We start from the raw sequence: 13,783 nt of genomic DNA, 5'->3' as shown, positions 1-13,783 counted from the left end.
CATGCTGGTTAAAACCTATTGTGCAGCTGTCAACGGAATGGAAGTGACAACTGTGACCATTGAAGTTAGTTTAACGAACGGCATCATGTACCATTTCACCGGACTGGGTGATGAGGCCGTGAAGGAAGGGCGTAGCCGTATTGCTGCCGCCATGCAGTTCAATGGTTACAAGTTTCCGCATGCTGACATCACGGTGAATATGGCACCGGCCGACCTTCGTAAGGAGGGCAGCAGCTTCGATTTGCCCTTGGCGATTGCCATCTTGGCCGCTAATGGCAGCATCGTTTCTGAGGTGCTCGACCAGTATATGATGGTGGGTGAGTTAAGTTTGGATGGTACCTTGCAGGCCGTGAAGGGCGCACTTCCCATCGCCATCCGTGCCCGTAAGGAGCATTTTAAGGGGTTGATTGTCCCCAAACAGAATGTGCGTGAAGCCGCGGTTGTCAACAATTTGGAGGTCTACGGCATGGACTCGATGGTGGATGTCGTGCAGTTTTTGACGGGTGCCAAATCGTTTGAGCCTACCGTCATTGATACCCGAAAAGAGTTTTACGAGCACCAATATCGGTTTGACCTTGATTACAGTGATGTTCGAGGACAGGAAAATGTGAAGCGAGCGTTGGAGGTAGCGGCGGCCGGAGGGCACAACCTCATCATGGTGGGACCGCCCGGAAGTGGAAAATCGATGATGGCCAAGCGCCTGCCAACCATTCTTCCACCCCTCACGTTGGCCGAAAGTTTGGAGACAACACAGGTGCACAGCATCGCAGGTAAACTGGGTGCCGATACGTCATTGATTGCGCAGCGCCCATTCCGCGCCCCACATCATACCATCAGTGAGGTGGCATTGGTGGGTGGTGGGTCCACTCCGCAGCCCGGAGAGATTACATTGGCCCATCATGGCGTGTTGTTCTGTGACGAGCTTCCCGAGTTTAATAAATCCACGTTGGAAGTGTTACGCCAACCATTGGAAGACCGGAAAATCACCATCTCGCGGGCGAAATACACCATTGAATACCCTTGTAGTTTCATGTTTGTGGCGTCAATGAATCCCTGTCCGTGTGGTTATTATGGCGATCCAACGCATACTTGCGTCTGTACTCCCGGTCAGATTCAGCGGTACCTCAACAAAATTAGCGGTCCATTGCTCGACCGCATCGACATACAATGTGAGATTACGCCCGTGCCTTTCAAGGATATTTCCAAGGCAGCTCCTGGAGAACCGAGTGCTGATATTCGTGAACGTGTCATTGCGGCCCGTGCCATTCAGATTGAGAGGTATAAAGACTGCAAGGGAATTTATTGCAATGCGCAAATGACCGAGCGTATGATTCATCGCTTTGCCGAACCCGATGCCGATGGAATCAACATGCTCCGCATGGCGATGGAACGGCTTAGTTTGTCGGCTCGGGCATATAATAGAATTCTGAAAGTGGCCCGTACCATCGCAGATTTGGAGGGTAGTGAGCCTGTCAAGACCGAACATTTGGCTGAAGCTATAGGCTATCGTAGTCTGGATAGAGGCGATTGGGCTGAGAGATAGCGCAGCAAGAAGCGGGTTTAACTACTCCCATTATTTTGCCATCTCTTTGATTTATCGTAATTTTGCATGAAGAAATATTAAAAAACAGCTATACTCATGGAGGAGAAAAATTTTAAGCGAACAACCGTTACGGCCGCTTTGCCATACGCAAACGGTGGAGTTCATATCGGTCATCTGGCTGGCGTTTATGTGCCGGCCGACATTTATGTGCGTTATTTGCGCCTGAAAAAAGAAGATGTTATATTCATCGGTGGCAGCGATGAACACGGGGTGCCTATCACCATCCGTGCCAGGAAAGAGGGAGTAACGCCGCAAGATGTGGTGGACCGCTATCATTCGCTCATTAAAAAGAGCTTCGAGGAGTTCGGAATCAGCTTCGACATCTATTCTCGTACCACCTCAGAAATACATCATAAGCTGGCTTCTGACTTCTTCAAGAAGTTGTACGAGGAAGAGAAACTGTTGGAACAAGAAACAGAACAGTATTATGATGAAGAAGCACATCAGTTCCTGGCCGACCGCTATATCACGGGCGAGTGTCCCCATTGTCACCATGAAGGCGCCTATGGGGACCAATGTGAGCATTGCGGCAGCGACCTTTCACCCATGGAATTGATTAATCCAAAGTCGGCGGTCAGCGGTTCAAAACCGGTTATCAAGAAGACCAAAAACTGGTATCTGCCGCTCAACGACTACCAAACATGGCTCAAGAAATGGATTCTGGAGGGTCATCAAGAGTGGCGCTCCAATGTGTATGGCCAGTGTAAGAGCTGGTTGGACCTTGACTTGCAGCCTCGTGCCATGACGCGTGACCTTGATTGGGGAATCCCTGTGCCTATAGAAGGAGCCGAAGGCAAGGTGCTTTATGTTTGGTTCGACGCCCCTATCGGGTACATATCGAATACCAAAGAACTCTGTGAGAGCAATCCTGAACGCTGGGGATCATGGGAAAAATGGTGGAAAGATCAAGACACCCGACTGGTACATTTCATTGGTAAAGACAACATTGTGTTCCATTGTCTGATTTTCCCCACGATGTTGAAAGCCCATGGCGATTACATCTTGCCCGATAACGTGCCGGCTAACGAGTTCCTCAACCTGGAGGATGATAAGATATCTACCACTCGTAATTGGGCTGTTTGGTTGCACGAGTACCTGAAAGACCTTCCTGGCAAGCAGGATGTGCTGCGCTATGTACTCACGGCCAATGCGCCTGAAACCAAGGACAACAACTTTACTTGGAAAGATTTTCAAGAACGTAACAACTCGGAATTGGTGGCTATCTACGGCAATTTCGTGAACCGAGCATTGCAGTTGACCAAGAAATATTTCGATGGAGTGGTGCCTCCATGTGGAGAATTGCTTGATGTTGACAAGCAAGCGCTTGATGAATTCAAGGACGTGAAGAACAAAGTGGAGGGCTATCTCGATGCGTTCAAGTTCAGAGAGGCGCAGAAAGAAGCCATGAATCTGGCCAGAATCGGCAACAAATACATGACCGAATGTGAGCCATGGAAGGTTTGGAAGACCGATCCAGAGCGTGTGAAAACCGTTTTGTACATCTCATTACAGTTGGTTGCCAACCTCGCCATCGCCTTCGAACCATTCTTGCCGTTCTCTTCAGAGAAGCTTCGTCGCCTCATTAAGATGGATACTTGCGATTGGAATTTGTTGGGGAATCATGATTTATTGAAGGCTGGTCACCAGCTGGCTGAGCCCGAATTGCTTTTTGAGAAGATAGAAGACGAGACCATTGAGCTGCAACTTAAAAAGTTGGAAGATACAAAGAAGGCCAATGCCGCTGCCGCCTACACGGCTAACCCCATCAAACCGACGATTGATTTCACTGATTTTGAGAAGTTGGACATCCGTGTTGGGCATATCAAACACTGTGAGCGTGTGAAGAAAGCCAATAAGTTGCTGAAGTTTACCATTGATGATGGTTCGGGTAAAGACCGCACTATTGTCAGCGGTATTGCCAAGTTCTATGAGCCAGAAAGCCTCATTGGTAAGGATGTTTGCTTCATTGCCAACCTGGCACCGCGTAAGTTGATGGGCATAGAGAGCCAAGGTATGATACTTTCTGCCGAGGACTTTGACGGTTCACTCAGTGTCACGGCCCTCGAACATCCTGTCAAACCAGGTAGTCAGGTGATGTAGGAATCCATCCAAAGGCAGGGATTATAGGGATAAGCCTCCATCCGTTGCCACTCGTTTGTCAACATTTCGTTGAGCTTGAAAACAGTTTTAAAATCATGGAGCAGCTATTGCATTATTGTTGGAAGCATCGTCTGTTTCCATTACGGCAACTCACTACCACCGACAACCAAGCGTTGGAAGTGATAGATGTGGGGCTGCATAATGTCAATTCGGGTCCTGATTTTCTCAATGCTAAAATCAAGATAGGCAACACGGTGTGGGTGGGTAATGTGGAAATACATGTCAAGTCGAACGACTGGTATGTGCATCGGCACGAGCAAGATGCGGCTTATAACAATGTGATACTGCATGTTGCGGGTGAAATTGATGGGGAAGTGAAAACCGAGAGCGGTCGTGTTGTGCCACAGTTGCAGCTTTCTGTGCCAGCTTCGGTTGCGCAGCATTACGAACAATTGCAGACCATCGATACCTATCCGCCGTGCTATGAGATTATTCCCAACCTGTCCATCTTGACGATTCACGCATGGATGTCGGCCTTGCAGACAGAGCGATTAGAACAAAAAACGCATGACATCGAACGCCGTTTGCAGCAGTGTGACGGCGATTGGGAGGCGGCTCTCTTCATCACGTTGGCCCGTAATTATGGCTTTGGCATCAATGGCGAGGCTTTTGAACAGTGGGCAAGATCGATTCCGCTGCACGCTGTGGATCATCATCGTGATGACTTGTTTCAGATAGAAGCGTTCTTTATGGGACAAGCTGGATTGCTGGAGCGTCATCTTATCCCGCAAAAATATCACGAAACGATGGATGAAGAGGGCTATTTTGAGCGTCTGCGAACAGAATATCTCTATCTGCAACGAAAGTTCTCGCTACGCCCTATCGAGGGAAAAATGTGGAGATTCTTACGATTGCGCCCGCAGAATTTTCCCTACATCCGCATCGCGCAGTTGGCCAATCTATACCATTCCCGTCGGTTTGGCTTGCGCAATTTGGTGGAAAGTGAGACCCTTGACGACTTAAAAGTAGCGATGAAATCGGCCGTTTCGCCCTATTGGGAAACTCATTATGTGTTTGGTTCGGTGAGTAAGAAGAGCGAAAAGCGGCTTTCGGAAGCGTCACTTAATGTTCTTCTCATCAACACCGCTATCCCATTTTTGTTCGCCTACGGTCGGCACGAGTCGTCTGAATCGCTTTGTGAACAGGCCATCAATTATCTGGAGCAGCTCAAACCAGAGCGAAACCACATTGTCAACATGTGGCAACAGTGTGGCCTCGATGTACAAAATGCAGGCGACACCCAGGCTTTAATCCAACTCAAAACGCAATATTGTGACCAGAAAGAATGCCTTAGATGCCGCATTGGCTATGAATATTTAAAAGGAAGGGAATATTGATACGCTGTTGGTCAGTGACCTAAAACGGCAGACAAGGCTCAAAAACTCACAAATTTAAGAACTCAAAAACTCACAAACTCAAGAACTCATCAACTCAAAAATGAACTATATTTTCGAGACACGAATGGAGGTTCGCGACTATGAATGCGACATAGAAGGCATCGTGAACAACGCCAATTACCTCCATTACATCGAGCATACGCGCCATTTGTTCCTCCGTTCGTTAGGCCTTAGCTTTGCAAAGATGCACGAACAGGGAATCGACGCGGTGGTGGCTCGCATGAGCTTGCAATACAAAACGCCACTCAAGTGTGATGACATATTCATTTCTCGTTTGGCTTTGAAGAAAGAAGGCCTGCGCTACATTTTCCATCAGGACATCTTTCGGGAGCAGGATGATAAGCTATGTTTTAAGAGTAAGGTTGAGTTGGTGTGCCTCATTCATGGTCGTTTGGGGCATAGTGAGGAGTACGACCGCGCGTTTGCTAAATATCTATGAACATGACAGACCCACAAGAACTCATCAACACTATCGCTTTAACGCGCATCAACCATTTTCATCTCACGGGAATGGTTCAGTTGTATCGTAGGTTAGGCTCGGCGACAGCCGTGATAGAGCATCGACATGACATCCGCGAGGTGCTGCCCGATGCGTCGCCTAAGTTGGTGTCATCGCTTCAAAACGTGGACCAATACTTGCGTAGAGCAGATGAAGAGCTCGAGTGGGACGTGTCAAATGGTGTCATGCCGCTTTGCATGAATGACGAAAACTACCCGCAACGGCTTAGGGAATGCGACGATGCACCGTTGATGTTGTTTTACAAAGGGTCGGTCAACTTGAACCAACGCCGTGTCATCAGCGTGGTGGGAACACGAAGAAACACCGTCTACGGCGAAGATTTAATTCGTCGGTTCATGGCAGAACTGCGGCAGTTGTGTCCACAAGTACTCGTGGTAAGCGGCCTCGCTTATGGTGTTGACATCCTCGCTCACCGCCATGCTTTGCAAAATGGATACCCAACAGTGGGCGTTCTGGCGCATGGATTGGATTATCTTTATCCTCCCAGACATCGACAAACAGCCGATGAAATGGTGCAAAAAGGAGGATTACTCACAGAATTCCTCACGCAGACGAATGCGGACAAAGTGAACTTTGTGAGAAGAAATCGTATCGTGGCGGGCGTTTCTGATGCGTGTATTGTTGTAGAAAGTGCTGCCCATGGTGGTGGATTAATCACCGCCAGTTTGTCTCGAACGTATAACAGAGAGGTGTTTGCCTTCCCTGGTAACGTGGGTAGTCCCTATAGTGAGGGATGCAACAACTTGATAAGAGACAACGTGGCAGGGCTCATCAATCACGCTTATGATTTCGTCAAAAGCATGGGATGGGAAGATGATGCAAGGCTCAGTCGTGCACATCATGAAGGAATTGAGCGACAGTTATTCCCTGACTTGTCGGCTGAGGAACTGCAAGTTGTTGGCGTGTTGGGAAAAAACAACGATTTGCAAATCAATATGCTGAGTGTTCAGGCGGGCATTCCCATTGCCAAACTCTCTGCCATTCTCTTTACTTTGGAAATGAAAGGCGTCTTGAAAGCCTTACCAGGTGGTATTTATCACTTGCTCATGGGTTGATAGGAAACTGCTAATGGGTTGACATCGTTCATGAACATTCTATGCCATGTCGTTTAGGCTTGGCAGCTTTATACAGATGAAATCAGAAACTTTTTCAGGAAAATGAAGATAGGAAACATAGACTTAGGCGTGCAACCAATCTTGTTGGCTCCGATGGAAGACGTGACAGACATCGGTTTCAGACAGTTGTGTAAGCGCTTTGGCGTATCCATGGTATATACCGAATTTGTCAGTGCAGAAGCACTTGTGCGGTCCATTCAAGCCAGTTTGAACAAGTTAACCATTAGTGACGCTGAACGACCCGTAGGCATACAAATCTACGGACGAGACGTTGAGTCTATGGTGGAAGCTGCCAAGATTGTTGAACAGGCTCATCCTGACGTGATTGACATCAACTTTGGATGTCCTGTTAAGAAGGTGGCAGGCAAAGGTGCGGGTGCTGGCATGCTGCGTAACATACCGCTTTTGTTGGAAATTACCCGAGAGGTGGTCAAGGCAGTGCATACACCTGTGACTGTGAAGACACGCTTGGGATGGGATGAAAACAATCTTATTATCACCGAATTGGCCGAGCAATTGCAAGACTGTGGCATCCAAGCGCTGACCATCCATGGCCGCACGCGCAGTCAGATGTACACCGGAAACGCTGATTGGACGTTGATTGGTGAGGTAAAAAACAATCCTCGCATCCACATTCCTATCATTGGAAATGGCGACATAACCTCGCCCCAGGAAGCCAAACAGGCTTTTGAGCGTTTTGGCGTAGATGCCATTATGGTTGGTCGAGCAGCCTTTGGACAGCCTTGGATCTTTAAAGAAATGCGTGACTATCTGGACGGAAAGCCTTACGATGCATCGCTTGGCATCAATAAAAAGATAGACATCTTGAAGGAGCAGCTGCACATCAATGTGTCGCGTATCGATGAATACCGGGGTATCTTGCACACTCGGAGACATTTGGCAGCCAGTCCTATCTTCAAAGGCATCCCCGATTTCCGACAAACCCGCATCGCCATGTTGCGGGCATCTACCGTTGTAGAACTGGAAAACATTTTGGAAGCGTGCAGAAAACGCTTGGTGGATGAATTGTAAGTTCTCCGTAGTAGAAACATCGCAGATAAGCTCTTTTTGCCAAATAGATAGCGATAAGATAATAATTCTCGATTATCTATCTACTCATCGCACTTGTTCTTCTCCTGATTATCGGGGTTCGTTCCATCCCCTCATCCTCATTTCATCTTCCTCATTCCATAAATAAAAGCGGCACAACCTCGGTGAGGTTATGCCGCTCTTGTTAGTGGTTTATTGCTTTGTTCAGCGTTCCATATCGTTATGCTACAACAACAGCCTCTTCTTCTTGTTCTTTCTTGATTTTGCGTCCCAATACCAAGTAGGCGATTGGTGATGCCAAGAAGATAGAACTGAGCGTACCAACGAAAACACCAATAATCATGGCAAAGGCGAAACTGCGAATGCTGTCAGCACCGAGGATGAAGATTGGAACCAACACAATCAATGTAGATACTGAGGTGTTGATGGTACGAGCCAACGTCTGGTTGATAGAATCGTTGAACGTTTTCTGTATATCTTGTTTTGGATGCAGCTTCAAGTTCTCACGGATACGGTCAAACACCACCACCGAGTCGTTGATGTCATAACCGATTACCGTCAGGATAGCACCAATAAACGTTTGGTCAATCTCCAACGAGAAGCCTATCCACCCGTAACATAACGAGAACAAGCCGACGACAATCATCGTGTCTATAATCAATGCTGCAACCGAACCAATGGAGAAACCGATGTTGCGGAATCGCAGTAAGATATATAAGAAGATACATATCAGTGCGATTACAACGCTCTTGATGGCGTTATTTGTGATGTCCTTAGCGATGGATGGACCCACTTTAGAAGAACTGATGATCGATCCACCTTCGCGGATATCGGGGTTCTTAAACGCTTCTATGCTGGATTGTTTCACGAGTCCGGCTTTCTTTAAAGAGGTATATAGAATCGTTTCTGCCTGGTCATCCATCTGCGGGTCATTGCTCTCCAGGTTGTAGTTGGTAGATACGCGGAAGGTCTTGCCGTCGGTACCGATGGCAATCACGGTGGTGGTTGCGGGTTTACCGGCATTCTTACCTACCGTATTTTGGAATGCATTGTCCAAAGCGTTGCGCACCTCTTCCACATGTGTGTTCTTATCTACCGTAACAACGTAGTTTCGTCCACCCGTAAAGTCAATGCTCTGACTCAGTCCACGAACAACAAAACTACCGATGCAGATGGCAATTGCAATGGCATAAATCGTGCCACTGGTCTTGAACATGCTCATGAATTTATAGCGTGTGTTCTGCATCATATTCTCTGATATGCCCGTCCAGAACTTGAGGTTCAACCATTTGTCTTTGTTCAGTTTGTGCTCATAAACCAAACGTGTCAAGAATACAGCACTGAAGAACGAACAAGCCAAACCAATCAACCATGTGGTAGCGAATCCCTGAATGGGACCTGTACCGAATATCAACAGGATAACACCCGTGATGGCTGATGTCAAGTTAGAGTCGAAGATGGCACTAAAGGCGTTACTGTAACCAGCTGCTACCGCCTGTTTCATGCCTTTTCCTGCTCGTAGTTCCTCTTTGATACGTTCATATATCAGCACGTTGGCGTCAACGGCCGTACCTAACGTAAGCACCATACCGGCAATACCCGACATGGTAAGGGCGGCTTGAAACGACGTTAGAATACCTAAGGTGAAGAATACGTTCACAATCAAGGCGCAGTTGGCGATCATACCTGGGATGAAATTGTACATCAAAATCATGTAAATCATCAACAGCACGAAGGCTATCACGAATGAGATGATACCTTGCTGGATAGACTGTGCACCCAGCGTAGGACCAACTACCTCTTCTTGTACGATGCGTGCAGGTGCCGGCATACGACCCGATTTCAGGGTGTTGGCCAAGTCTTTGGTGTCTTCAATGGTGAAGCTACCCGTGATAGACGATTGTCCGCCGTCAATTTGGCCTTGGATGCGAGGAGAGGTGTACACCAATCCGTCCAACACAATGGCAACAGCTCTACCGATGTTAGCCTTGGTGATGGCCGACCAGCGGCGTGCGCCGTCGGTGTTCATGGTCATGGAAACCTCTGGCTTACCTGACAAGTGGTCAAACTGGTCGGATGCGTCAACAATCACATCGCCTTCCAACGGAGCGCGTCCGGTGGTGGTTGTAATCTTCAAAGCATGCAGTTCGTAATAGTTTTTCACTTGCAGTCCATCGGCTGGTTTAGCACTCCAAAGCAGTTTCAAGTCAGCAGGAAGAATCTGCTTGGCGAGGTCTGAGTGGATAATTCTGTTTACTTCTGCGGTGTCACGTACACTGGCATAACCTACGAGGCTTAGTGCATTGCGCCCCGTGGTACTCAAGATGGCCAACAGCGGGTGCTCTTTTTTGGCAGCGGCAATTTGTTCTTCATTCGAAACTTTTACGTCGCCTTGTTTCTTATCTTTCTTAAGTTGGAACTTAGGATCTGCTTTCTTAACGACTTTCTCTTCACTGGTTTTCTCAACGGCCTTAGTTGCAGCGGTGTCGGCAGAGGTTGTGTCGGCCACTTGTGTGTCGCCATTAGCCAGACGAGCGTCGATCTGTGTCAGGTAAGGAATGATTTCTTCAGCGTTGAAAGTCTCCCAGAATTCGAGGTTGGCACTACCTTGCAACAGTTTACGCATACGCTCTGGCTCACGAATACCCGGCATTTCAACCATGATGCGACCTTGTTGTCCCTCCAATTTCTGGATGTTCGGCTGAACAACACCAAATTGGTCGATACGCGTACGCACGACGTTGAACGAGTTGTCGATGGCCGATTGAGTTTCTTGGCGCAATGCTTTCTCTACCTCGGCGTCGGTGCTTTGTGGGTTCACCTTACCTTGCAGTTGCTGCGTGGCAAAGATTTCAGCCAATCTGTGGCCTGGTGCATTCTTCTTGTACGCTTTAATAAAGAGAGAGATAAAATCTTCCTGGCTGGTTTCTTCCTCTGCTCTTGCCTCTTTCATCGATTTCACGAAGGCGGCATCTGTCTTGTGGTCAGCGAGCATTTCTACTACGTCAGGCACTGATATCTCCAATATCACGTTCATACCACCTTTCAGGTCAAGGCCCAATCCGATTTGAGTTTCCAGACATCTTTGGTAAGAATAGATGCCCAGATACTTCACAGAGTCTTTGTACTCTTGTTGTGCAATCGGATCTTTCAGCTTTGCTGCTTGGCCATCGTAATAACGAGTGGCTGCTGAAAATGACAAATAGAAGATGCTTGCAAGCGTCAGTAGGACAGCCGTTACAATTACAATTCCTTTGTTTTGCATTTTAATTTATTATTATTGATGATTGTTTTTTCACAACTTTTGATAGACGTGCAAAGATACTATTTTTTTGTTAGTACGAAAAATTTATGGCAGTTAAATGCACATTTTTAAGCATTTGGAGCCTTTTTCAGCCAGCAATAGATAGGATAGTGGTCGCTTGCTTTTATTTTGTTGTCTACCTTGCAGTTGTAGGGTGTCCAGTCTTTCGAGCACATCATGTGGTCAATACGCACATAAAATCCACCAAGATGATAGGATATGCCAGGCCCATTTGCCGTCTCTACGTAACAGTCGCGCAGTTGTTTGGCAATGGTACGGCGGGCATACGAATTGGGTCCGTCGTTGAAGTCGCCGCACAATATCACGCTCTTGTCCCGATGTGCTGCGATGTATTGGGCGATGGCGTCGGCTTGCGCGGCTCTGATGCTTGACGCCTCTCCCAGTTTTTTAATGAGGGTTTTGGTGCTTATTTGGGCTGAGTCGCCCTTGATGTTTCCTTTGACAACGCCCTTGAAGTTGGCTTTGTCTTCTGGTGACAAACCAATGGACTCCAGGTGGTTGTTAATGACAATCACCGTGTCGCCATGAATGTTTAGATAGAAAGCCGTTGAGTGATTGCCTTCAGAGGGATAGTTGATGTCTTCTTGACTGATGATGGGGTGACGGCTGTAGATATCCATGATGTCTCCTTTGTTCTTGGCGTGCGAACTGGCATGGTAGGGATATTGTGAATACATCAGTGCTTTAGCCTTGTCTGAGTACTTACCCCATGCGTCAGACTCCTGAAGGCATACGATGTCTGCGTCTTGCTCTTTGATAAAGTTAAGCACGGGGTTGTTTTCGTGCTCAAATCCATTACCCCCAAAGAACCAAACATTATAAGAAAGCACCTTGATGGCACCTTCGGGTGTCTGCTTAGGAAGGTTGATGGGGAAGTAAATCCTGATGGGTTGGTAGCATGCTAGAAATCCCAGCAGGGGAATCCAGACAAGTTTTAGGTGGAAAAAAATCCAGAAAACAAGAAATCCCAGATTGATGCTGATCATCACGGGGAGTAACAATCCCATGCTGGATAGTGAAGGGTGGAGGGCAGGGTTGAATCGGTCGGCGTAGCCAACCAGCAACATAACAATGATGGTCGCGATGTTTGCTCCGGCAAAGAGCTGGAAAACAAACTGCTTGATAGCTTTTCCCATTCCCCTTCTGCTTAACGTCGATTGCTGCTGTCAAAAAGTTTTTGTTTCTCTTCTGCCGTTAAGCTGTCGTAACCGCTCTTGCGAATCTTATCAAGTATCTTGTCTATTTCCTCTTGTTCACGCTGCTTCTGCGCATTGTAATCCCAGTCGCTTTGGCGCTCGTTGTAGGCATCGTGCTTCGTGTTGTCAGCCTTCTTGTGTGCGTGTTCTTCCCACTTCTCCCGCAAGTTGTCAAAGAATTGCTGCCCGTCCAATCGCGATGAGCCGCCGTAAGGATGGTGTTTCCAATAGCGAATCATGAAAAATCCGAAGACCATACCTCCCAAATGAGCGAAGTGTGCCACGTTTCCGCCGGTTGTGGTCAATGCCATCACCAGTGAAAGACCAGCGTAGAAAATCACGAACCACTTGGCTTTGATGGGGATGGGCAGCGGGAAGATAAAGATTCTCTCTTCTGGGAAAATCATGCCGAAGGCCAAGAGCAGCGCGTACACGGCTCCCGAAGCTCCCACGGTGGTCCATTTGTTGAGAAAGTCGCCCATGGCTATGCGCATCCCGTCGAACGACACACTGTCGTAAGCGGCGAGCCCTTCAACCATATAAGAACCGTATTGCGCCAGCTCCTGAAACAGACCGGCCCCGATACCACACGATATGTAATAGAACAAAAACTTTTTGGGCCCCCACACGCGTTCAACCACACACCCGAACATCCACAAGGCAAACATGTTGAAAAAGATGTGTTCGAAAGAGGCATGCATGAACATGTAGGTCACTAATTGGTAAATCCGGAAGTCGGAAGCCAAAAAGAAGTGAAGTCCAAGGATATCATTCAGGTCTACCTGTAATCTAAATACGTACATGGCGGCAAAGGCCAAGACATTAATGATAAGCAGGTTCTTGGTAACTGTGGGTATACTGCGCATAGATAATTCGTTGTGTAAAAGTCTTTTTAATGCGCACAAAATTACGAAAAAACTCTGTCATTCGGCATGAAATCGCTGATTTATCGGCTTTTTTTGAGCAAATCGTATAATTTTTCTTGTTTTTTGTTTGTTTTCTGAAATGTTTGACTTATATTTGTCCACAATTAGCATGCACATGAATTTTTATTAATCATTTTATAAACACAACAGTAATGAATAAAACAGAATTAATCGACAAGATTGCTGAAGCTGCAGGCATCAGCAAGGTAGCTGCGAAGAAGGCTTTAGATGCAACAACAGATTCCATCAAGGAAGCTTTGAAGGAAGGTGACAAAGTGCAGCTCATTGGCTTCGGTACTTTTAGTGTTTCTGAGCGTTCGGCTCGCGAAGGAATCAATCCTTTGACAAAAGAGAAGATTCAAATCGCTGCCAAGAAGGTTGCTAAGTTCAAGGCTGGTGCCGAACTTGCAGACGCTCTCAACTAATTTTTGTAGTTAAGACAAATAAAAAAGGTGATTTACTACTAGTAGTAATACTACCTTTTACTTTTA

Annotated in this window: 10 protein-coding genes; 7 read left to right on the top strand and 3 right to left on the bottom strand. The window is 47.2% G+C overall.

Annotation, left to right across the window (positions count from 1 at the left end; genetic code table 11):
• The first annotated feature begins 1 nt into the window (after position 1).
• From HMPREF0650_RS10420 to dusB, 6 genes are all read left to right on the top strand, one after another.
• Complete coding sequence (locus HMPREF0650_RS10420) at positions 2 to 1,543, top strand: YifB family Mg chelatase-like AAA ATPase (RefSeq protein ID WP_004350619.1); 1,542 nt, start codon at positions 2 to 4, stop codon at positions 1,541 to 1,543.
• 96 nt (positions 1,544 to 1,639) lie between these two features.
• Positions 1,640 to 3,703, top strand: a complete 2,064-nt coding sequence (metG, locus tag HMPREF0650_RS10415) for a methionine--tRNA ligase (protein WP_004350618.1) — start codon at positions 1,640 to 1,642, stop codon at positions 3,701 to 3,703.
• A 95-nt stretch (positions 3,704 to 3,798) separates the two neighbouring features.
• The gene (locus HMPREF0650_RS10410) at positions 3,799 to 5,100 is read left to right on the top strand and encodes a DUF2851 family protein (RefSeq protein WP_004350616.1); all 1,302 of its coding nucleotides are present in this window, start codon (positions 3,799 to 3,801) and stop codon (positions 5,098 to 5,100) included.
• Between the two features lie 100 nt (positions 5,101 to 5,200).
• Positions 5,201 to 5,599: an acyl-CoA thioesterase gene (locus tag HMPREF0650_RS10405; RefSeq protein WP_004350614.1), complete on the top strand. Its 399-nt coding sequence runs from the start codon at positions 5,201 to 5,203 to the stop codon at positions 5,597 to 5,599.
• Between the two features lie 2 nt (positions 5,600 to 5,601).
• Complete coding sequence (gene dprA / locus HMPREF0650_RS10400) at positions 5,602 to 6,735, top strand: DNA-processing protein DprA (protein WP_040563204.1); 1,134 nt, start codon at positions 5,602 to 5,604, stop codon at positions 6,733 to 6,735.
• A 102-nt stretch (positions 6,736 to 6,837) separates the two neighbouring features.
• Positions 6,838 to 7,827 carry a tRNA dihydrouridine synthase DusB gene (gene dusB, locus HMPREF0650_RS10395; RefSeq protein WP_004350612.1) on the top strand — a complete coding sequence of 330 codons (990 nt, stop codon included), beginning with the start codon at positions 6,838 to 6,840 and terminating at the stop codon, positions 7,825 to 7,827.
• A gap of 238 nt (positions 7,828 to 8,065) precedes the next feature.
• Here dusB and secDF read toward each other — a convergent pair whose 3' ends face one another.
• From secDF to HMPREF0650_RS10380, 3 genes are all read right to left on the bottom strand, one after another.
• Positions 8,066 to 11,110, bottom strand: a complete 3,045-nt coding sequence (secDF, locus tag HMPREF0650_RS10390; protein WP_004350611.1) for a protein translocase subunit SecDF — start codon at positions 11,108 to 11,110, stop codon at positions 8,066 to 8,068.
• 107 nt (positions 11,111 to 11,217) lie between these two features.
• Complete coding sequence (locus tag HMPREF0650_RS10385) at positions 11,218 to 12,306, bottom strand: endonuclease/exonuclease/phosphatase family protein (protein WP_004350609.1); 1,089 nt, start codon at positions 12,304 to 12,306, stop codon at positions 11,218 to 11,220.
• A gap of 11 nt (positions 12,307 to 12,317) precedes the next feature.
• Positions 12,318 to 13,232, bottom strand: a complete 915-nt coding sequence (locus tag HMPREF0650_RS10380; RefSeq protein ID WP_004350608.1) for a rhomboid family intramembrane serine protease — start codon at positions 13,230 to 13,232, stop codon at positions 12,318 to 12,320.
• Between the two features lie 197 nt (positions 13,233 to 13,429).
• On the opposite strand from HMPREF0650_RS10380, the gene HMPREF0650_RS10375 reads away from it, so the two are divergent.
• A complete protein-coding gene (locus HMPREF0650_RS10375) occupies positions 13,430 to 13,717 on the top strand; it encodes an HU family DNA-binding protein (protein WP_257998779.1) in 288 nt (95 codons plus the stop codon).
• Positions 13,718 to 13,783: the final 66 nt, after the last annotated feature.

Origin of the sequence: Hoylesella buccalis ATCC 35310 (assembly GCF_000177075.1) — a bacterium.
Lineage (GTDB): Bacteria > Bacteroidota > Bacteroidia > Bacteroidales > Bacteroidaceae > Prevotella > Prevotella buccalis.
Note: the sequence above shows the minus strand (reverse complement) of the source record. Positions and strands in the feature narration are given on the sequence as shown.